Origin of the sequence: Insulibacter thermoxylanivorax (genome assembly GCF_015472005.1) — a bacterium.
GTDB lineage: Bacteria > Bacillota > Bacilli > Paenibacillales > DA-C8 > Insulibacter > Insulibacter thermoxylanivorax.
The window spans coordinates 88086-108510 of record NZ_BMAQ01000033.1; the positions used below are offsets into that span (position 1 = coordinate 88086).

At 52.9% G+C, this 20425-nt stretch carries 20 protein-coding genes and 1 other annotated feature; of the genes, 19 read left to right on the forward strand and 1 reads right to left on the reverse strand.

Going from position 1 to position 20425, the window contains the following annotated elements; genetic code table 11:
- Window positions 1–185 precede the first annotated feature (185 nt).
- Window positions 186–1583, forward strand: a complete 1398-nt coding sequence (locus tag PRECH8_RS11805) for an SPOR domain-containing protein (protein WP_200967303.1) — start codon at window positions 186–188, stop codon at window positions 1581–1583.
- A gap of 108 nt (window positions 1584–1691) precedes the next feature.
- Here the strand turns inward: PRECH8_RS11805 and PRECH8_RS11810 are convergent, their stop codons facing one another.
- A complete protein-coding gene (locus tag PRECH8_RS11810; RefSeq protein ID WP_200967326.1) occupies window positions 1692–3020 on the reverse strand; it encodes an N-acetylmuramoyl-L-alanine amidase in 1329 nt (442 codons plus the stop codon).
- A 230-nt stretch (window positions 3021–3250) separates the two neighbouring features.
- Between PRECH8_RS11810 and PRECH8_RS11815 the strand changes: the two genes are divergently transcribed.
- The 18 genes from PRECH8_RS11815 (at window position 3251) to PRECH8_RS11900 (ending at window position 20291) form a co-directional block, all read left to right on the forward strand.
- Window positions 3251–3841 (forward strand): Maf family protein, encoded by a 591-nt coding sequence (locus tag PRECH8_RS11815; protein WP_200967304.1) that lies wholly within the window; start codon window positions 3251–3253, stop codon window positions 3839–3841.
- 70 nt (window positions 3842–3911) lie between these two features.
- Window positions 3912–4586 (forward strand): RadC family protein, encoded by a 675-nt coding sequence (gene radC / locus PRECH8_RS11820; protein ID WP_371871211.1) that lies wholly within the window; start codon window positions 3912–3914, stop codon window positions 4584–4586.
- Between the two features lie 68 nt (window positions 4587–4654).
- Window positions 4655–5683, forward strand: coding sequence for a rod shape-determining protein (locus PRECH8_RS11825; RefSeq protein WP_200967306.1), 1029 nt, complete (start codon window positions 4655–4657; stop codon window positions 5681–5683).
- A gap of 68 nt (window positions 5684–5751) precedes the next feature.
- Window positions 5752–6624, forward strand: coding sequence for a rod shape-determining protein MreC (gene mreC / locus PRECH8_RS11830; protein WP_200967307.1), 873 nt, complete (start codon window positions 5752–5754; stop codon window positions 6622–6624).
- Window positions 6621–7181, forward strand: a complete 561-nt coding sequence (gene mreD, locus PRECH8_RS11835) for a rod shape-determining protein MreD (RefSeq protein WP_200967308.1) — start codon at window positions 6621–6623, stop codon at window positions 7179–7181. Before mreC ends, mreD begins: the two co-directional genes overlap by 4 nt.
- Window positions 7182–7241: 60 nt before the next feature.
- Window positions 7242–7895 (forward strand): septum site-determining protein MinC, encoded by a 654-nt coding sequence (minC, locus tag PRECH8_RS11840; protein WP_200967309.1) that lies wholly within the window; start codon window positions 7242–7244, stop codon window positions 7893–7895.
- 5 nt (window positions 7896–7900) lie between these two features.
- A complete protein-coding gene (minD, locus tag PRECH8_RS11845; protein ID WP_200967310.1) occupies window positions 7901–8695 on the forward strand; it encodes a septum site-determining protein MinD in 795 nt (264 codons plus the stop codon).
- Window positions 8692–9864, forward strand: coding sequence for a rod shape-determining protein RodA (gene rodA, locus PRECH8_RS11850; protein ID WP_308808490.1), 1173 nt, complete (start codon window positions 8692–8694; stop codon window positions 9862–9864). Before minD ends, rodA begins: the two co-directional genes overlap by 4 nt.
- Window positions 9865–10209: 345 nt before the next feature.
- Window positions 10210–12120 carry a methyl-accepting chemotaxis protein gene (locus PRECH8_RS11855; protein WP_200967311.1) on the forward strand — a complete coding sequence of 637 codons (1911 nt, stop codon included), beginning with the start codon at window positions 10210–10212 and terminating at the stop codon, window positions 12118–12120.
- 93 nt (window positions 12121–12213) lie between these two features.
- A complete protein-coding gene (locus PRECH8_RS11860; RefSeq protein WP_200967312.1) occupies window positions 12214–13161 on the forward strand; it encodes a M23 family metallopeptidase in 948 nt (315 codons plus the stop codon).
- Window positions 13154–13999: a site-2 protease family protein gene (locus tag PRECH8_RS11865; protein ID WP_242457561.1), complete on the forward strand. Its 846-nt coding sequence runs from the start codon at window positions 13154–13156 to the stop codon at window positions 13997–13999. The genes PRECH8_RS11860 and PRECH8_RS11865 overlap by 8 nt, the downstream gene beginning before the upstream one ends.
- A 68-nt stretch (window positions 14000–14067) precedes the next feature.
- Window positions 14068–15327, forward strand: coding sequence for an Rne/Rng family ribonuclease (locus tag PRECH8_RS11870; RefSeq protein ID WP_308808491.1), 1260 nt, complete (start codon window positions 14068–14070; stop codon window positions 15325–15327).
- 66 nt (window positions 15328–15393) lie between these two features.
- Window positions 15394–15484, forward strand: a sequence feature (ribosomal protein L21 leader region).
- 14 nt (window positions 15485–15498) lie between these two features.
- Complete coding sequence (gene rplU, locus PRECH8_RS11875; protein ID WP_200967313.1) at window positions 15499–15810, forward strand: 50S ribosomal protein L21; 312 nt, start codon at window positions 15499–15501, stop codon at window positions 15808–15810.
- A 29-nt stretch (window positions 15811–15839) separates the two neighbouring features.
- Window positions 15840–16166, forward strand: a complete 327-nt coding sequence (locus PRECH8_RS11880; RefSeq protein WP_242457562.1) for a ribosomal-processing cysteine protease Prp — start codon at window positions 15840–15842, stop codon at window positions 16164–16166.
- Window positions 16167–16181: 15 nt separating this feature from the next.
- Window positions 16182–16484 carry a 50S ribosomal protein L27 gene (gene rpmA, locus PRECH8_RS11885; protein ID WP_200967315.1) on the forward strand — a complete coding sequence of 101 codons (303 nt, stop codon included), beginning with the start codon at window positions 16182–16184 and terminating at the stop codon, window positions 16482–16484.
- Between the two features lie 148 nt (window positions 16485–16632).
- A complete protein-coding gene (locus PRECH8_RS11890; protein WP_200967316.1) occupies window positions 16633–17370 on the forward strand; it encodes a Spo0B domain-containing protein in 738 nt (245 codons plus the stop codon).
- Between the two features lie 31 nt (window positions 17371–17401).
- Window positions 17402–18703, forward strand: coding sequence for a GTPase ObgE (obgE, locus tag PRECH8_RS11895; RefSeq protein WP_200967317.1), 1302 nt, complete (start codon window positions 17402–17404; stop codon window positions 18701–18703).
- Window positions 18704–19064: 361 nt separating this feature from the next.
- The gene (locus PRECH8_RS11900) at window positions 19065–20291 is read left to right on the forward strand and encodes an HD-GYP domain-containing protein (protein ID WP_207161797.1); all 1227 of its coding nucleotides are present in this window, start codon (window positions 19065–19067) and stop codon (window positions 20289–20291) included.
- The last annotated feature ends 134 nt before the right edge of the window (window positions 20292–20425 follow it).

Here is a 20425-nt window from a genome sequence, read left to right on the forward strand (position 1 = left end):
CAGCTGCGATAGACGCTCCTCTTGCAGCCAGCTGTGTGAAGAGGATGGCAAGAGGAGCTTTATGATTTCCGGCTCTATTAATGCATTTGCATTGGTTGCTGATTGCTAACTTCTAAACCATGCATAATCTATCTCTCTTTCTCATAGATTGTAATAGAAGATTGGATGAGAGGGAGAGTTGACGGATGACGAAGGCACGCATCACCTATCGGTTTGACCACGACAAAGAGCAATTCAGCCGTCTTGCCGCACAGGATGACGGGTCGAAGGATTCGAGCCCAATGACCCAAGAGTTTCATAGGGATCAGAAGATGGATCTGAGAATTCACGAGGATCAGGAGATAGATTCACCGTCGGAGAGGAAGCATGGGGATGCGCTGGATCAAGCGTCGGATTCGATCTATGATTCGCAGATGCTGAATCTGTACACGAACGATTACGGCGCTTGGAGTTCCCCCTTTGATATCGAGGTTGAGCGGTTGGAACAACTGATCCGGGAGAGCGGCAGGGAAGGGGATGCTGATACTGGCGGGGACAAGCCTTCCGGGCTTGCTTCGGTGGATGAGACGAACGACAGCTTCGATATGCAGCAGAGACAGACAGATGATGTGAGGCGAAGAGCTGGAATGGACGGAATGGACGCTGAGTTCGAACATAGCGGCGCGGGTGCTGCTGATGTGGAACGGGACGGACTGATCCTCTTAGATCTTGATGAACCGCAGCCGGCGCTTTCCTATCGTTCGCCGCTGTCTTGGTTCCGCCTCGGCGCATCGGCCTTAGGCGCCGTAGCAACGGGGGTGCTGCTGGGCCTGTTCGTCATCCAGATGTTCTCGAACCTCACGCAGCCGGAAGCTCCGCCTGTATTCACGCCTCAGGGGGCAGAGGATCACTCCATGCAGCCTGTTGCTGACCCGGATGGTCCGGAAGAATCCGGCGCTATGGAGAACCGCGGCGTGAGTGTGCAATTGCCGGAGCATACCGTCTATATGCTGCAGTTCGGGGTGTTTTCTACTTTAGAAGGAGCACAGGCAGCCCAGAATCAGCTGCGGCAAGCAGGCATCGCCAGCGCCTATGAAGCGAGGGAACAACATGTGGTCTATGCAGGCATGACTCCCGACCGCAACAGCGCCCTGCTGCTCAGCAACCAGCTAAGCAGCCTTGATCTGGAGACCTATGTCAAGCCCTATGCACGTCCGGTGATCCAGGCGATTCAATGGGGGGATTCGGAAGCCGAGCATGTTCGGGCTTACTTCTCAGACGGATTAGATCTGGCGCGTATGGTGTCATTGTTGACCCTGGTCCATCTGGAAGAGAAGGTGCTGACGAATTTTGAAGATGAGACGATTCAGGCATTGACCGAGTCCCATCAAGGATGGTCGATGCATGCGAATCATATCGCCGGTGCGGTGCCGGAGGCGGCCGAAGCGCTGTTTGAAGCGATGAATAACAGCTTGACCACGGCCGTTAACTCGCTGTTGGAGTACAAGAAGAATCCTTCGGTCTCCTATCTATGGCAGGCCCAGAGCGCCGTCATGCAATATATCATCCAGGAGCGGGAGCTTCTTGCGACACTGGCAGATTAAGACGAAGCGGATAACTTAAGCCGATATACAGAAAGGGCAGGTTCGTGGAACGGCCGTTGGCGGCGGCTCACGATCCTGCCCTTATGTAACTCTTGTGGGTCGTATGCATTACATCTTATAGCTTTCTTCCAGTCCGCTGCTTAGATAGCGGTCGATGAGCACAGCCGCTTCTGCCCGGGACATAAGTTTATGCGGGGCAAAGGATGTCTCGGATACCCCGTTGATGATCTTCAGATCATACAGACGATATACGGCGTTGGTAAACCATTCTGCCACAGGCACATCGACAAAGGGAATATGGGACTGAAAATAACGCATAAAGGCCTCTGCCGGCGTTGCCGCCTGAACATCTTGCTGCTCCTCCTCGCCGTGCAGCAACCGGTCGATGATCACGATCACCTCGGCCCGGGTGATCTCGCCGTCCGGACGGATCGTGCCGTCCACGAATCCTTCGAGAATCCCGGCTTCGATTGCCTTCACCAGATTGGCATAAGCCCAGTGGCTCTCGTCCAGATCATGAAAGACGGGGATCTCCGGTTCAGTACCCGACGCCTCGCCGTATACCGCCTCGGTTAAGGTCTCGACATTCCATACCAGATCAATCGGTGTTGCCGGCATGTCGCTTTCGGGCTCGTCCAAGAGTCCGCTGCGATCCAGCATGGCGACAAATTCCGCGCGGGTTAAGGAGCGGTCCGGGTAATAATAACGGCCGTCTCCTTCGACGATTCCCTGCTTGAAGAGATGAAGTATGGATTTGCTGGCCCAGTGGCCGGCTATGTCTCTGAATCGCGGCGGCAAATACCGCTCGATTCCATTGGCTATGCCGACAGCCATCTTCTCGCGGAATTCCTGCGTCTTAAGCAGCTGCTCATCCTCGGGATTGGACAAGAAGGCGGTCTCAATCAATGCGCTTGGCATCGAACCCATCCTCACCATGTACACCGAGCTCGCAAGCAATCCGCGGTTCACCGTGCCGGCCGCTTCTACCGCGGCTTCAAGCAGGGCTTCTGCTAACTTGCGGCTTTCCGGCGATAAGCGAATCATCGCTTCGCTCGCGGGATAACGCTGCTGCGGATAGCGGTTGTCATAGTATAGGACGAGTGTACCCTTCACATCCGGGCGATGGAAAGAATTCGCATGGATCGAGACAAGGATATCCGGTTTCACTTGTTCGGCGATCATGATGCGTTCTTGAAGGCTTAGGTATGTGTCGGTTGTGCGGGTCATGATCACGTCATATCCACGTCTCTCAAGCTCATCTCTTACTTTCAATGCGATATCCAGATTGACTTCTTTCTCATAGAGTCCCGTCACCCCGATGGCACCCGGATCCGATCCGCCGTGTCCCGGATCGAGCAAGACGGTCGCCGCTCCTGCCGTCAGCGGGGATACCAACAGCATGACAGCTGTTAAGACGACGATGATCGTTCTCTTCATCACCTATCTCCATCCTCCCTCAATATCCTATTGTAAAGTAAGCAAGAAATGAAAGTATGCAGGAAATAGAAGGAAATGCTCATTGTAAGCTGATAGTTTTAAACGTATAATATGGCTAACGGCGACAAAATTCGCGGCACTTGAAAGAACCGCATGACAAGCTGTGCATACCTAACCCCTAATGAGATACTCAATCCAGCACGTAAAGTTTCAGGAGGCAGACTACAGAGATGAACTATAGCATCGTCCTCGCTTCGTCTTCACCGCGCAGATTGGAACTCATTCGCACCCTTGGCATCGAACCGCTCATCATCCCGAGTGATGTCGATGAATCAGTGGATCCCATGCTCACACCCTCGCAGGTCGTCGAGGAATTAGCATCGCGCAAGGCTTGTTCTGTCGCTTCTGCATTGCCCTCCAACGGTGGGAAGATGATTGTCATAGGTTCCGATACGATCGTCGTACAGGACGGAGAGATCCTTGGGAAACCGCGGGATGAAGAAGATGCCCGCCGCATGCTGCGAAGGCTTGCCGGCCGCTCGCATCATGTTTACAGCGGGATCGCTTGCATCGACGCGGTCGCCGGCCGTGAGCTCCGCGGCCACAGGAGAACGGTTGTCCATATGAAGGCGTTGAACGATCGCCAGATCGAGCGATATATCGCGACGGGAGAACCGATGGACAAGGCGGGTTCCTATGCGATTCAGGGCATAGGTGCGACGCTGATCTCGGGGATTGAAGGCGATTATTTTAATGTGGTGGGGTTATCGGTGTCTCTCTTAAGCGAATTGTTGCTGGAATTTGGCATCGAGATTTTGTAAACCATGTTGCGTCTGTCCACGTCTATACGTTAGGAGGGAATTAGCGATTCAGGGACATGTCCAAGCCCATCTGACCCTGCGCGATCTCCCGCAAACCGACCGGCCCCGGGAACGGATGCTCCGGGAGGGAGTGCAGGCGCTCAGCGATGCGGAGCTCCTGGCTGTGCTGCTTCGCACGGGCACGTACAAGGAATCCGCAGTGACGTTAGCGCAGCGCATCTTGAAACAAGCGGGAGGATTGAAGCATATTCCGGAGATGAGCGTGGTAGAGATGACGAAGATCAAGGGCATCGGCGAGGCCAAGGCGCTGCAGATCCACGCGGGCATCGAACTGGGCAGAAGGCTGTCGCAGCTGACCTACGGTGAACGGCCCGTCATTCGGTCACCCCGTGATGCCGCTGCGCTTCTTATGGAAGAACTTCGATATTTTCAGAAGGAACATTTTGTCGTATTATTTTTGAATACCAAAAATCATGTCATCGCCAAGGAAACGCTCTCCATGGGCAGTTTGAATGCCGCGATCGTGCATCCGCGCGAAGTGTACCGCTCAGCGGTCAAGCGCGGCGCGGCATCGATCATCTGCGCGCATAATCACCCCAGCGGTGATCCTACGCCGAGCCGTGAAGATCTTGCCTTGACGCATCGATTGACTGAGGCGGGGAATATTATCGGTATCGATCTGCTGGATCATCTGATCATAGGGGATGGTGTGTTCGTCAGTTTGAAGGAGCAAGGCTATATGTAATATAATAAATAGGATTTCCTGCAACATTAGTGATTCTACTCGCAATCTGGAAGGGAGACTTACATAACATGCGCGGCTTTACGAAAGATTTGGGTATAGATCTAGGTACAGCAAACACTTTGGTATACGTCAAGGGTAAGGGGGTCGTGCTGCGGGAACCTTCCGTGGTCGCGATCCGTACAGATACGAAGCAGATCGAAGCAGTAGGCGAGTCTGCGAAGAAGATGATCGGCCGGACGCCGGGTTCCATCCGTGCGATTCGTCCGATGAAGGACGGGGTGATAGCGGATTTCGAGACGACGGCCACGATGATCAAGTATTTCATCCAGCAGGCGCTGAAGAAGCAGCGGCTCTTCGGCAGAAGGCCGAATGTGATGGTCTGCGTGCCCTCAGGCATCACGTCTGTCGAACAGCGCGCTGTGGAGGATGCAACGCGGCAAGCCGGTGCCAAGGATGCCTTTACGATCGAGGAGCCCTTCGCGGCAGCTATCGGTGCGGATCTTCCCGTCTGGGAGCCGACCGGCAGCATGGTCGTCGATATCGGCGGCGGCACCACGGAAGTCGCTGTTATCTCGCTGGGCGGCATCGTTACTTCTCGGTCGGTGCGGGTTGCCGGCGATGAGATGGATGAATCGATCATCCAATATGTGAAGCGCACTTATAATATGATGATCGGAGAACGTACGGCTGAACAACTGAAATTGGAGATCGGCTCGGCGTTTCCGCTGGAAGATCCTGAGACTTTGGAGATCCGCGGACGCGATCTGCTTACCGGGCTGCCGAAGACGATTACCATCACATCCGATGAGGTGGCGGAAGCCTTAGCCGATCCGGTGAACAGCATCGTTGATACGGTGAAGATCACTTTGGAGCGCTGCCCTCCTGAATTGGCTGCGGATATCATGGATCGCGGCATCGTCTTGACCGGCGGCGGTGCACTCCTCAGAAATTTGGATAAGCTGCTGGCAAGAGAGACAGGCATGCCGGTCATCGTCGCTGAGAATCCGCTTGATTGCGTGGCGATCGGCACAGGACGAGCCTTGGACAATCTGCATCTCTTTACAAGCCGCTCCGGCCCGGCCAAGAGGGCTAGATAAGACGTGCAGTCCACCGGCTGGCAAGGGTCGTGCCCGTTTAAGGGGAATAATGGGTTCGGTGGTGCATCATGATCAAATTGTTCGGCAATAAACGTTTGATAATGTCGTTGATCAGTCTGATCATCGTCATCGCGCTGATGGGCGTTACATTGGGCAATAGAGGAGCAGTTACCTGGCCGGAGAAGATGCTGCAAGATACCGTCGCATGGTTGCAAGGACTGATCTATAAGCCCGCTGGATATATAGCGGGTTTTTTTGAGGATATCAGCACCTTGGGACAGCTGCGCAGGGAGAATGAGGTGCTGAAGCGCACGCTTTCCCACTATGCGAGGGATACCGCGCGCCTTAATGTCCTCAAAGCAGAGAATGAACGACTCAAGGATCTCTTAAACTTTACAGAAAGACAGAAGTCCGATGAACTCATCTACCGCGTAGCCAGGGTAGTGGCCATTAACCATGACGGTTATAACAATGTGTTCAAGATCGATCTCGGCGCCAACGACGGCATCCGGGAATCCATGGCCGTCGTCACGCCGGAAGGTCTGATCGGCCGGGTCATCCGCGTTGCGGAATTCTCCTCGAACGTGCTCATGTTGACGGATATCAATGATCAAAGTATGAACTCCCGCGGCATCTCCGTCACTTCGATGGAGCATCCGGATTCCTTCGGCGTGATCGAATCCTATGACCACGAGACCGGTTATCTGATCATGAGCAAGATCAAACAAGAGGACCCGCTGAGAGTTGGAGACACGGTCATCACTTCAGGACTGGGAGGCACTTATCCGCCGGGATTAATCGTCGGAACGGTTGTATCGCGCAGGGAAGGAACCTTCGGTATCACCCATGTGGCGGAGATCAAACCAGCAGCGAATATGGACATGACAGGACTGCGTGAAGTACTTGTCGTCGAGCGGGCAGGTGAAGGGGCGAACCCATGATCTGGTATAAGCATGTGCTCTGGTTCGTCGTCTTCTTTCTGTTCCTGCTCGAAAGCTCGCTCATTCCCTGGTTAGTGCCCAGTGCAGCTGTGGAACTGAATCTTACCTTTGCTGCACAGTTTGCCTTTGTCCTGATCCTGTATATCGCAATCTACCTGAATCGGCATATGGCCTTGGCGATGGCCCTTGTCTTTGGCTTCATGCATGATCTCATCTTCTACGGCCATGTGCTCGGCGCTTATACTTTCGGGATGAGCCTCGTCACCTATGTGATCTCGATGTTGCTGCGGGACTCCCATGTCTCGTGGTATGTCGGGATCGGATCGATCGGACTTGGTCTTCTGTCTTTTGATTTTCTGGTATACGGTCTGTATCGGCTTTTTCAGATCACTTCCGTTACCCCTTGGTGGCATTTTGTTCATGCGGCTCTTCCATCCCTGCTGCTTAATCTGTGCTTCACTTCTGCGTTATATTATCCTGTTATTCGCATCTTTGCGCGGATCGAAAGATATGTCGCGCCAGATGAATCGGATGCTTATCCAACCGGCAATCCATGATGCCAGCAGGAAACAGCAATACGACTGTGGAATTGTATGGGGTGGAGGTATCATAGGATCATGACTGGCAAACAACAGCACGTAACGATAAAAGGAAGGAAAGATGGCCTCGTATTCGTACTAGACGACAGATGCCCCTTCTCCGAACTGCTCAGCGAGTTGGAATACAAACTGGAGAATTCGCACAGCAAGCTGCTGAGCGGTCCGCTCGTACATGTCCACGTCAGATTAGGACAGCGTCAGATCACCGAAGCCGAGAAGGATACCCTGCACAATCTCATCAACCGGCGCAACCTCGTCGTGCAGTCCATCGAGAGCGATGTGCCGCAGGAATCGGCGCACCGCCATAAGGTGCTGACCGGGATCGTTCGCTCCGGACAGGTGTTAAGACATGAAGGCAATCTGATCTTCATCGGAGACGTCAACCCGGGCGGATCGATCATCGCCACGGGCGACATCTTCATCCTGGGTTCGCTGCGCGGGATGGCCCATGCCGGAGAAGGCAATAATCCCGCTGCGGTCATCGCGGCATCGCATTTTAAGCCCACGCAGCTCAGAATCGCCGATGCGATCAGCCGGCCGCCGGATGAGTGGGGAATCGATGATACGATGATGATGTTCGCATATATGAAAGATGAACGGATGGAGATTGAGAAGATCACCCATCTGTACCGGTTTAGGCCGGATGCAGTCGAAATATACAAGGGAGAGTGAGACCTTTGGGAGAAGCGATCGTTGTTACATCGGGCAAAGGCGGAGTAGGCAAGACGACTTCATCAGCGAATATAGCGACTGCACTAGCGATGCTGGGGAAGAAAGTCTGCATGGTCGACACCGATATCGGGCTTCGCAACCTCGATGTTGTGATGGGTTTAGAGAACCGGATCATCTTCGACTTGGTCGATGTCGCTGAAGGTCGCTGCCGTCTGCAGCAAGCGCTGGTGAAGGATAAGCGGTTCGATGAATTGTACCTCCTGCCGGCGGCGCAGACGAAGGACAAACTAGTGGTCGAGCCGGAAGACGTCAAGAAGATGATCCTGGATCTCAAGAAGGAATTTGACTACGTGGTGATCGACTGCCCAGCGGGCATCGAGCAGGGTTTTAAAAATGCCGTAGCCGGCGCCGATCAAGCGATCGTCGTCACAACACCGGAGAATGCCGCGGTGCGCGATGCCGACCGGATCATCGGTCTTCTGGACAAGGAAGGCATCAAGAGCCCTAAGCTGGTGATCAACCGAGCGCGCGTGAATATGATGAAGAAGGGCGATATGCTCGATATCGATGAGATCTGCGCGGTGCTCGCCATCGATCTCCTCGGCATCGTTCCCGATGACGAGATGGTGATCAAATCGGCGAATGCCGGCGAGCCGACGGTGATGGACCCTCATTCCAAAGCATCCATCGCCTATCGTAATATCGCACGCCGCATCTTGGGCGATTCTGTACCGCTTATGGCGCTGGAAGAGAAGAGCGGGATCTTCAGTAAAGTCAAAAAGTTCTTCGGGATGGGATGAGATTCTTGTTAGCCAAACTCAAACGCTTGGATTGGATCTTGCTGTTCATCCTTCTGCTGTTCATGGGATTCAGCACGATGATGATCTACAGCGCCACCATAGACAATCAGCAATTCGGTCCGCAGCGCCTGTACTATGACAATATCCGCAACTATGTGGTCGGCTTCATCGTGATGTTCATGGCCGCGATGTTCGATTACCGCTGGCTGCAGAAAATCGTATATGCGCTTTACGGACTTGGCATCATCCTCTTGGTTGGAATCTTCTTCTTCGGCTCTGAGATCAACAACGCTCAAGGCTGGTATAAGCTGCCGGCAGGGCTCAGCTTCCAGCCTGCAGAGCTGATGAAGCTGCTCTTGATCATCATGATCGCGCATATGCTGGCGAAGAGCAAAGGGGAGACGCTCAGCACGCTCCGCGAAGTCGTGCCGATTGCGATCATCGTCTTGATTCCCTTCGTACTGGTCTTAATCCAGCCTGATTTAGGGAACGCGATCATCTATCTCGTGATCATGCTCGGCATGCTCTGGATCGGCAATATCAAGTATTCCCATGTGGCGATTGGTCTCGTGATCTTCATCGTCGCGCTGATCGCATCTTACAATCTCTATCAGGCCTATCACGCCGAGATTACGGAATTCTTCAAAGCACAGGGCAAAGGACACTGGGTGAAGCGGATTGACACGTTCTTGGATCCGGAGCAGGCAGATCCCAACGCTTCCTATCAGCTGCGCAAGTCGATGACAGCGATCGGTTCCGGACGCTTCACCGGAGACGGATTCCTGCAAGGCAATTCCGTCCACAACAACTACATCCCCTATGCTTACTCTGATGCGATTTTCGTCGTGATCGCCGAGGAGTTTGGTTTCTTGGGATCGTCGATTCTCCTGCTCATTTATTTCTTAATGTTGTACCGGATGATCATCGCTTCGATACACAGTTCCACCTTCTTTGGCTCTTATATGATCATCGGCATCGTATCGTATTTTGTCTTTCAGATTTTCGAGAATATCGGCATGCTGCTGGGCATCATGCCGATTACGGGCATCACGCTGCCCTTCATCAGTTACGGAGGCACCTCACTGATCATGAATATGCTCTCGATCGGCATTGTGATGAGCATTCAGATTCATCGCGATAAGGATCAAGATTTATTTGACACGGCTTAAAACCTCCTGCTGCAGTCCCGTTTTTGGGACGGTCAGCAGGAGGATTTTCTTAGTCTTTAGACAATTATTTTTATATTTCTAGTGTTTTTAGGAAGGTATTTATCGATTTATGTCTAATAAGTAGTTGGAAGCGCTTATATATGATGGTGAGGTGTGTCAGTGAACATGAAGTGGGAGAAAGTCAAAGGTCCTAATAATCAATCACCGTCTGCCATGTCGTTGTCACGAAGCAAAGCGAACAAAGGCAATTCAGAAATGATGCTTTCTGTTGGTTTTAAACTGTTTGTCCTTATCTTCGCGAGCATTATCTTATCTGTAAGCGTTACCGGGATTGTTACGCTGCGGGTGGCGAAGCACATCATTGAAGAAAATGCTGCGCAGGCAGCTTATGAGACGATTCAGCAGACGAATGAGAAATTGGATACTGTGCTCGGCGTATACGAGCAGATGATGCTGCAGATGATCACGAACACCAACCTTCACAACTGGTTGTTTACAGCGAACGATCAGAATCGCCAGACCTTTGACCAGTTGAGTGCGCGAAAAGAGGTCCAGGAATATATTAACCAGATCACCTTTTCGAACTCCTTGATCGCCAACATCATGATCATCCCTAAGAATCCAGAGCATCTGACCTTCTCAACCTTGTCGTCCACCAGCGTCAGCATCGATTATGAAGCACCATGGTTCCAAGAGGCAAGCTCATCACAGGATAACCTCTGGCTGCATACGCGCATCGGCGGTTACAGCAACGCCCAGCAGCGGCCGCAGCTCGGTCTGGCAAGGCTGATGAAGACGAGTCTTAATCAGGAATTCGTGGTCCTCTTCGAGATCAACCAGGAGATGTTGAATCAACAGGTTCGCGGCATTCAATTGAGTCCATCCTCCCAGGTATACATAACGAACACCCAGAATCTTCTCCTGCAAGCAGAGGATGAAAGCCTCATCCTCGCAGAGGCAGAACTGGCCATACCCGAGGGCAATCGAGGCATCATGCGCAATGAGGATGGAGAAGAATTCATCGTTGTTGCACATTTTTCTGACAAGGCGAAATGGTTCGTCGTCGGAATTGCCCCCGTTGCTGAGCTGACCGAGGATACAAAGATCGTCGAACAGGTGATCTATGTCATCATCGGAGTCGCTTCCCTTGTTGCCGTAGCGCTCAGCCTGCTCGTCGCAAGAACGATGGGCAGCCCGCTCAGAAGATTGCAGCGTCTGATGGTAGAAGGTGCAAAAGGCAACTTGAACGTGCGGACGAGCTTTAAGAACCGCGATGAGATTGGACAGGTCGGCCGCAGCTTCAATGAGATGATGGAACAGATTACCGAGCTTGTACGGCAAACAAACCACTCTGCAGCTGAGGTGTTGATGACGGCGCAGGAGCTCTCCCATTCTGCAAAGGATACGGCGCATTCGGCGCGGGAGATCTCCGAGGCGACGGAGCAGATTGCCCATGGTGCGGCGACCCTGGCTTCCGAGGCGGAGCGCGGCAATGAGCTGGTCATCGATCTCAGCAAGCAGCTGCAACAGGTCGTAGAAGCGAACCGGACGATGGGCCAAGTTGCTGCCGATGTTCATAAGGTAAGTGAACAAGGTACGGGTTACATGGTGCAATTGAACGATAAAACGCGGGTGACGGAAGAGATCACTCGCCGCATGGTGGAGAAAGTCGATCAATTGCAGGAAAGCACCGCTTCGATTCGGAATCTGCTGGATATGCTGACGCAGATTACTCAGCAGACGAATATCCTTGCTCTGAATGCATCGATCGAAGCGTCGCGATCCGGAGCAGCCGGGCGCGGCTTCATGGTCATCGCCGGCGAGATTCGCAAACTGGCGGATCAGTCGAGACAGTCCATTGATATCGTCGCGGAGATGACGGAGCATATCCAAGGCGGTATCGCGGAAACCGTCAGCGTGATGTCGGAAGCCTACCCCCTCTTCCAAGAACAGATCTCCGCTGTAAGGGATGCGGATATGATCTTCAACCAAGTGCGCGAACGGATGACGGGTTTGGTCCAGCAAGCGGACAAGGTGACGGAAGCGATCGAACAGCTGGAGAAGGCGCAGAGGGTGCTGTCGGATACGATGGCAAGCGTCAGCGCGGTGTCCGAGGAATCCTCGGCGATCTCGGAAGAAGTCGCTTCCTCCAGCGCGGCGCAGCTGAATACAAGCGATGCTTTAGTGAACTTGGTCGGCAAGCTGGAGAGGCTGTCCAATGAGCTGACGGATTCCTTGAAGAAATTTAAAATTTAGCGTTTGCCCCGCCTTGCGAGGCAAGGACATATTACCCCTTCTCCGTCATATACATAGATAGTGACATGCTATCTGACGGAAAGGGGTATTCTTATGCGTATGCGGCTTAAGTCCGAGATCCGGCGGCGCAGACAAGCCCGCATCGAAGAGCTGAAGATGCTGTTATCCCGCTCTGACGCAAGCGAATCAGAACTAGCAGTACCGCTGAGACCGGCAGTGAGATCTGCTGCTTCGGAGATGAGACAGGCCGGCTCTGCGGAGCACAAGCCAGCGGCTCCTCCGCCTGCGCCCATGACAGCTCCTCCGCCCAGAGATCCGGAAGAAGCTTGGAAGAGACGAATGGCTGCTTGGAGTGGACAACCCCTTGCAGAACTTGCTGAGAAGGATTCGCCGGGCAGAAAGCGGAGGCGGCAGATCCCGGCTTGGGGAGGGCTGAGTTTTACAAGCTCCTTTCTCAGCGTCATGTTGTTCATCCTTGTCTGGGGATTGTATCAATTACAGGAAGGCTGGGCCCTTCGCTTGCAGGCATCGGTGCAGAAGGTGCTGCAAGAGCCCTTCGATGTCCAAGAAGCCGCGAACTGGTACCGCTCCATGTTTGGCGGTTCCTATCCCTCATGGATTCCCGCGATGCGGGGAGATGAGCATGGGGGAGAGACCCGGCCGGTGATTAAAGAATTGGCAGAGGTGCTGCGAGCTCCAGGGAAGGGGAAGATCGTCACCCCTTTCGATGTAAACGGCCAGGGCGTGCTCATCCAGATGCCCGCCGATACGCCGGTAATTGCTGCAGCCAAGGGACGGGTGGTGTTCCAAGGTCTGACCTCTTCCGGATTAACGGTGGTGATCCAGCATCCCGATCATGTGCGCACGGTATACGGCTGGCTGGTCGGTGCGGAAGTGGCCGAGAACGATTGGGTCGAGCAAGGGGATCTCATCGCCCGCGGCGTTCAAGAGAAGGGAGCGGCAGGAAGCGGCGTCCTGTATTTCTCCGTCAGAGTCGATGATGCGTATGTGAACCCTGCGGACGTGGTGGATTTTGATTAGGCTGTTTGGCATCCCGGTCCGCATCCACCCGCTCATGTGGATGATCTTCGCAGCCTCCTTGATGACGGGATATATCTTGGAGATCATCGTATTGTTCGGCGTTGTTTTCATTCATGAATTAGGACATGCCGCTGCTGCCCGCAGCCTTCAATGGCGGGTAAGAGCCATCCGACTCCTGCCCTTCGGCGGGGTTGCTGAGGTGGAGGAGCACGGCTCCGTTCCCGCCTGGCAAGATGTGATCGTCACGCTTGCGGGCCCGCTGCAACATGTCTGGATGATCGCCTTCGCTTTGATCTGCGAACGGCTCGGCCTGTGGGGAGAAGCTTGGACGGGATACTTCATCCATGTGAACATGATGATCGGCCTCTTCAACCTCCTGCCGATCCTGCCGCTGGATGGGGGCAAACTGTTGCAGACCCTGCTCAGCCTGTGGATGCCTTATTATCAGACGCTGCATATCTCCCATGTGATCAGTTTGCTGTGCGGATCGCTGATGATCGCTGTGAGTCTCGGAATCTGGCATGCCTATGGCATCGACCTCAATCTGCTTATGATCGGGATTTTTCTGTTCATCAGCAATTGGATGGATTATCGCAATATTTCTTATATCTTTCTGCGTTTCCTGATGGGCCGGGAGCAGCGCATGCGCGGGAAGCTGTCAGGCGGCATGACCGCCCATCCAATCTTGGTCACACCGGGACATACGGTTTCGCAGGTTGTGAGGATGTTGAAGCGGGAACAGTATCATGTGATCTACATCTGCAATGAAGAGGGCAAGATTAAGCAGACGCTTCCCGAGCAGCGGGTGATTCAAGCTTTTTTGATGAGAAATCATTGAGTTGTGCGTGCCATGGCCGCAAGGATCAGTTACAATATAGGAAAGTGAAGCAAACGCCGTACATCGAGGTGAATGACTTGAGAGAGCTCGTGATAAAGTCAGAATCCGATCAATTGCAAGCGGCTCTGCTGGATGACGGAAAGCTAACGGAATACTTCGTAGAGCTGGAATCGCGCAAGGTTGTCGTAGGGAACATATACAAAGGCAAAGTGATCAATGTGCTGCCGGGCATGGAGGCTGCTTTCGTCGATATCGGCACGGGGAAGAACGCCTTCCTGCATGTGGATGACCTTCTGCCTGCCGGGGTCGACAGACCGCAGAACAAACCGCCGATCGATCAACTCGTTCGCTCTGGCCAAGAATTGCTGGTACAGGTGATGAAAGAACCGCTCGGCTCGAAGGGCGCGCGCGTGACTACGCATTATTTCCTGCCCGGCCGCTGGTTGGTGTATATGCCGGGGGCAAGATATGTGGGCATCTCCCGCAAGATCGTTGATGAAGCGGAGCGTGAACGACTGAAGAGGATCGGCGAACAGCTGCGAACATCGGAGGAAGGCTTGATCCTGCGGACAGCTGCCTGCGGGAAGAGTGAGGAAGAACTGCGGCAAGATCTTGAGTATCTGCGCAGTCTCTGGTCGAAGATCACAGCGAAACAGGCAGAGGTACAAGCCCCCGCCGAGCTGTACCATGAGCTCGATATGCTGCCGCGCTTGGTGCGGGATGTCTTCACCGATGAGGTGGAGCGCTGCGTGGTCAGCGACCATCAGCTGGCTGTGCAGCTGCAGCATGTGTTGGAACCCTACGCGGCCCATCTGTTGGAGCGCATCTCCGTTGAAGATCACCACGATGTATTCGCTCATTATCAGGTGCAGGACCAGTTGAACCGCTTGTTCGTTCGGAAGATCTGGCTGGATAATGGCGGATACATCGTCGTCGATCAAACCGAAGCACTGACCGTCATCGATGTCAATACTGGCAAATTCATCGGCAGCGTGGACTTGGAACAGACGGTGTATGAGACCAACATGGAAGCCGCTAAGCTCATCGCGCAGTTGATCCGGCTGAGGGACATCGGCGGGATCATCATCGTCGATTTCATCGATATGAACCAGGAGGAGCATCGGCAAGCCATCGTTGACGAACTGGAACAGTTGATCCGCAAGGACCGGACGAAGACCTTGATCATGGGTTGGACGAAGCTCGGGCTCCTCGAGATCACGCGGAAGAAGGTAAGGGAAAGCGTTGATTATCAACTTGGCGGGATCTGCCCCAGCTGCGGCGGAAGCGGGCGCATCCCCGTGGATGGGAACAGCTCGTTATTACGGTAATTTATCACGTGAAGAACTCTTTACATGAACCGCCTATGTATGGTAGACTGATTTCATGCGCGCTTCCATGCGCTGTAACCGCTCATGCCTGGTCAGCAAGTCTCGTCGTCTCACGATGAGAGGCGGGCACCATCGCGTGGCGAGTCTTAGGATGAGGAGGTGCACCATCACATGTACGCGATTATCGAAACTGGCGGCAAGCAATATAAAGTGCAACAAGGCGACGTTATCTATGTTGAGAAATTGCCTGTCGCTGAAGGCGAGACCGTAACCTTCGACCAAGTCGTTGCAGTATCGGGGGACAATGGCTTCGTAGCCGGAACTCCTACGGTAGCCGGCGCTAAGGTAGTAGGCAAGGTTGAGAAGCACGGCAAGGGCAAGAAGATCATCGTCTTCAAGTACAAGCCTAAGAAGAACTACCGCAAGAAACAAGGCCATCGTCAACCGTACACGAAAGTTGTGATCGAGAAGATCGAAGCTTAATCGGTGGCATCATGATCAAAGTGCGAATTATGAGAGATCAAGACGGGATGATCATCGGTTATTCTGTTGACGGTCATGCCCAATACGATGAACCGGGGAAGGATATCGTATGTGCCGGCACATCGGCGATCGCGGTGGGTACTTACAATGCGATCGAGTCGCTGCTTGGGCTTAAGCCGAAGTACGTCATGCGCAAAGGCAAGATGCGGGTCGATCTGACTGGACTTGCGATTTCCGATGAAGAGACGCGGCAGCGACTGAACTTGTTGCTTGAGAGCATGATTGTCATGATGAAGACGATCGAAGCATCTTACGGCGATTATATCGCTGTGACGGATACAATTAGCTCAGAATAAAGGAGGCGAACGACCATGCTTAAATTGGACCTTCAATTGTTTGCATCCAAAAAAGGTGTAGGTTCTACGAAGAACGGCCGCGACAGCATTGCGAAGCGCTTGGGCGTGAAGCGTGCTGACGGTCAATACGTGAAGGCCGGCAACATCCTGGTGCGCCAACGCGGCACGAAGATTCATCCCGGCAACAACGTTGGCAAAGGCTCGGATGATACGCTGTTCGCGCTGATCGACGGCACTGTGAAGTTCGAGCGTTTGGGCCGCAACCGTAAGAAAGTCAGCGTATATCCTGTAGAGGATGTTGTTGCTGCAGAAGCTTAAGATGATGCTCTTAAGAAGCCTGGCGGATAGACCCGTCAGGCTTTCTGCATCTCTAAGATGTTGCGGAAGCGTGCGTTATTGGAAGTATGTGTTTCCATCAAAAACATGTTATACTGATCGTTAGTAATATGTGGGAGATGGCAGTCCTATGCGGGATATACGGATGTTAAAAGCGGCTGCGGCGGGTATTGCCGCATTGCTGTTCGTCCTGATCTGGGCGGGCGCAGGTCCTGCGGCGGAGACAATCGTGCTGATCGCTTTACTGGCTGTTGCTGCAGTTTGGGCAGCGGCTGAGCGAAGGGAGCAGACGCGTGCGGCCGCGAAGGTCCAGCATGAGGCGGAACGCGAGATGATGCGGGCGATCAGCCACTACCGGCATGATTGGATGAATGATCTGCAAGTGCTTATGGGATACGTGACATTGAAAAAATATGATAAATTAGCTTCGTATCTGGAGAAAATAAAGAACAAACTGAGCGACGAGAGCCATATTGCGAATATCGGCAATCCCTCGCTGAGTTTGCTCTTGATGTCCTATAGACTTTACAGCCAGAATTTTGAACTGCATGTATCCTTGGATAAGTCCATTAATCTGCATACTCTTCCGATCCGCCCGGAGCGCTTGGTTCGTGTCGTGAAGGAAGGACTTCAGCTGTTCCAGGAAGCCGCCGAGCCGTCTACCGGTGAGCAGAACACGCTTGAGTTAACCATCGTTACGACGGAGGAATATGCCCAATTCCTCTATCAATACACGGGACTGTATACCCGTGAGATCGAGAAGTCCTTGGCGGCATGCACCGCCTCTTGGCGGGAAGAAGGATTGATGTGCGAATATCTGATAGAAGATGGACAAATCGCTCTTACCTTGCAGCTGCAATATGAATGAAACGGTTGAAGGATGATAATGGGGTGACAGCATGTTCGTAGACAAAGCGAAGATCTATGTGAAAGGCGGCAAAGGCGGAGACGGCCTGATCGCCTTTCGCCGGGAGGCTCATGTGCCGGAGGGAGGTCCTGCGGGCGGCGACGGCGGCCGCGGCGGCAACGTGGTCTTCCGTGTTGATGAAGGGTTGCGCACGTTGGTGGATTTCCGGTACAACAAACATTACAAGGCGCCGAGCGGCGAGAAAGGACGCAATAAGGGACGGCACGGCGCAGATGCCGAGGACCTGATCGTTCGCGTGCCCCCAGGCACTGTGGTGATCGATGATGATACGCAGGAGATCATCGCGGATCTTACGCAGCATGGCCAAGAAGTCGTGGTCGCACGCGGCGGCCGCGGCGGCAGAGGGAATATGCGCTTCGTCAGTCCGGCGAATACGGCGCCGCGCATCGCGGAGAACGGCGATGAAGGCGAAGAGCGCTGGTTGGTCCTGGAGCTTAAGGTGCTGGCCGACGTTGGATTGGTTGGCTTCCCAAGCGTGGGCAAGTCCACGCTGCTTTCCGTTGTGTCCGCTGCAAAGCCGAAGATCGGGGAATATCACTTTACCACGCTTTCGCCGAACCTTGGCGTTGTGGATGTCGGCGACGGCCGGAGCTTCGTCATGGCCGATCTGCCCGGCCTGATCGAAGGCGCGCACCAAGGGGTGGGGCTGGGACATGAGTTTCTCCGCCATGTTGAACGTACGCGGCTGATCCTGCATGTCATTGATATGGCTGCAACGGAAGGGCGTGATCCCTTCGAAGACTGGCAGAAGATCAATGATGAACTGCGTCTGTACAGCGAGAAGCTGGCGGAGCGCCCGCAGCTCATCATCGCTAATAAGATGGATATGCCAGGTGCGGAAGAACATCTCGCTCTGTTCAAAGAACGCCTTGCTGAATTAGGCCGCGATGAGGAGATCTTCCCCATCTCTGCCATCGCCAAGAAAGGACTGCAGCAGGTTCTGTACCGCGTAGCGGATCTGCTGGAGGAACTCCCGGACACACCGGCGGCTGCAGAGGCAGCAGAGACTGCTGAACGCAAGGTGTACAAATATGAGCCTAAGGACGATATGAGCTTCACGGTGCGCCGTGAGAATGAATATTTCGTGGTTGACAGCCCAGGGATCGAGCGATTCATCAAACGTACTAACTTCAGCAGTTATGAAGCGCAGCTTCGCTTCGGAAGAATCCTGCGCAAGATGGGTGTGGATCAGGAATTGCGCAGGAAGGGAGCGGAGGACGGAGACATTGTCAGAATCGGTGATTTTGAATTTGAATTTGTCGAAAACGACTGAGGAGCTTGGTGAGGCAATCTAGTAAAAAATTTTTCAAGAAATCGAAAAAAAGGTGTGGGAAAATCTAGAATAATATGATATGATCATAGTAGAATTTCATAAAATAAGTAAAAGTTTTCATGAACCGGATTGAAGCGTCGATCGAGAACGATGTCAGTTTAGATCAATATCTAGATAGAGGATCAAGAATTTGTGACTATAGTCTTGTATTAGAGTTATGCTTTGTGAGTATAGTCACCTTCTTGATATAGCGGTTTCCTGCCAATTAAGGTACAATGTTAGCGACGGTTTACAGCGTCGAAGCAGAACGTTGATCTGGCAGCCTCCTAGATAATTGGTCTAACTCGAAAGGACGAGGTTCATGAAAAGTAAGAGCTTTCTCGACACAGCATTAGTTCTAGAAGAGAAGCGTTCAACGATTATCTATTTCTTGTTATTCTATACCATTGGTTTAATCTATCATGTTTTCTACTATTACTTTGCGGCTCTGTATTCCTATCACAACTTTCGACTCGATAAGTTTCTCATTCTATCAGGACCTTATATCATATTAACTTTCCTGCTTCCTTTGTTATTCATATTCATTAAGTCGAAGTATCTGTACTTGATAAAGTATATCTATGTTTCCGTGTTTATCGTCACGACATTCTTCGCCGATCTCGTCAGCTACTGGTTGACCAATCTCTATGACGGCGGGAATATCGGTGAAGTCATCATGGTGATCTTCTCGGCCATCTTCGTGAATCAGAACTTCTTCTGGTTCGTCTCCGTCGGTCTGTTTGCGAAGTATATCTTGGTGGCTGTGATCCATCCGGAATTGTTCTCGCTCATCATGATGCCGGCTGCGCTGGTCGTGATCGTCTGCATCGTAGGTTATGTGATCTTATTGCGATTCCTTGCTTATGTCCGTTCGATCAACGAGGTATACAACGATCACTTTAGCAGCATGGTTAAGGGGATCGTCGCCATCCTCGAGCTGAAGGATCCCCATACCCGGGGACACAGCGAACGGGTCGCTCATTACTCGGTCACGCTGGCCCGCAAGGTGGGCGGATTCACGGAACAAGAGCTGAACACGTTCTATTACTCTTGCTTGCTCCATGATATCGGCAAGATCCAGATCTCTGACGATATATTGACCAAACCGGATAAATTGCTGGACACAGAGTACGAAGTTGTGAAGATGCATACCGTATTCGGAGCCGAAGCGATCAAGGACATCGAAAGTTTACATCCATGTATAGAGATCATCAGGCACCATCACGAACGCTGGGATGGGACAGGCTATCCTGACGGCCTGAAGGGTGAGGAGATCCCCTTGCTGACCAGGATTGCATCCATCGCCGATGCTTTTGACGCCATGACCTCACACCGAGCGTATCGCGCCGCCTTAACCCCCGATGAAGCCTATGCACGCATTATCAAAGGCGCTGGGACTCAATTCGACCCGAATCTAATCCCGCATTTCAAAAATGTGTTTCCGACGTGGTTGTCTCTGTTACATGACTATCATGAGACCCACGAGGAAGAATACAAAAGACTCTATGGTCAAGACAGACGATCATCAGTTAAGGGGGTGAGCTTATGAAGATCCGCAAGCTTAACAAGGTGAAGCTGACTTGCTGGTGGTGCTGCTGGGGACAATCTTGCTGGTGATCCCTCAATGAAAAAAGGAGCTGCTTTTATGCAGCCCTTTTTTCGTTGTACGCCCAGCATGGGCGT

Coding starts and splice junctions, on each gene's coding strand:
- PRECH8_RS11805 (WP_200967303.1), top strand. CDS start 186: ATGACGAAGGCACGCATCACCTATCGGTTTGACCACGACAAAGAGCAA.
- PRECH8_RS11810 (WP_200967326.1), bottom strand. CDS start 3,020: ATGAAGAGAACGATCATCGTCGTCTTAACAGCTGTCATGCTGTTGGTA.
- PRECH8_RS11815 (WP_200967304.1), top strand. CDS start 3,251: ATGAACTATAGCATCGTCCTCGCTTCGTCTTCACCGCGCAGATTGGAA.
- PRECH8_RS11825 (WP_200967306.1), top strand. CDS start 4,655: ATGCGCGGCTTTACGAAAGATTTGGGTATAGATCTAGGTACAGCAAAC.
- mreC (WP_200967307.1), top strand. CDS start 5,752: ATGATCAAATTGTTCGGCAATAAACGTTTGATAATGTCGTTGATCAGT.
- mreD (WP_200967308.1), top strand. CDS start 6,621: ATGATCTGGTATAAGCATGTGCTCTGGTTCGTCGTCTTCTTTCTGTTC.
- minC (WP_200967309.1), top strand. CDS start 7,242: ATGACTGGCAAACAACAGCACGTAACGATAAAAGGAAGGAAAGATGGC.
- rodA (WP_308808490.1), top strand. CDS start 8,692: ATGAGATTCTTGTTAGCCAAACTCAAACGCTTGGATTGGATCTTGCTG.
- PRECH8_RS11860 (WP_200967312.1), top strand. CDS start 12,214: ATGCGTATGCGGCTTAAGTCCGAGATCCGGCGGCGCAGACAAGCCCGC.
- rplU (WP_200967313.1), top strand. CDS start 15,499: ATGTACGCGATTATCGAAACTGGCGGCAAGCAATATAAAGTGCAACAA.
- PRECH8_RS11880 (WP_242457562.1), top strand. CDS start 15,840: ATGAGAGATCAAGACGGGATGATCATCGGTTATTCTGTTGACGGTCAT.
- rpmA (WP_200967315.1), top strand. CDS start 16,182: ATGCTTAAATTGGACCTTCAATTGTTTGCATCCAAAAAAGGTGTAGGT.
- PRECH8_RS11890 (WP_200967316.1), top strand. CDS start 16,633: ATGCGGGATATACGGATGTTAAAAGCGGCTGCGGCGGGTATTGCCGCA.
- obgE (WP_200967317.1), top strand. CDS start 17,402: ATGTTCGTAGACAAAGCGAAGATCTATGTGAAAGGCGGCAAAGGCGGA.
- PRECH8_RS11900 (WP_207161797.1), top strand. CDS start 19,065: ATGAAAAGTAAGAGCTTTCTCGACACAGCATTAGTTCTAGAAGAGAAG.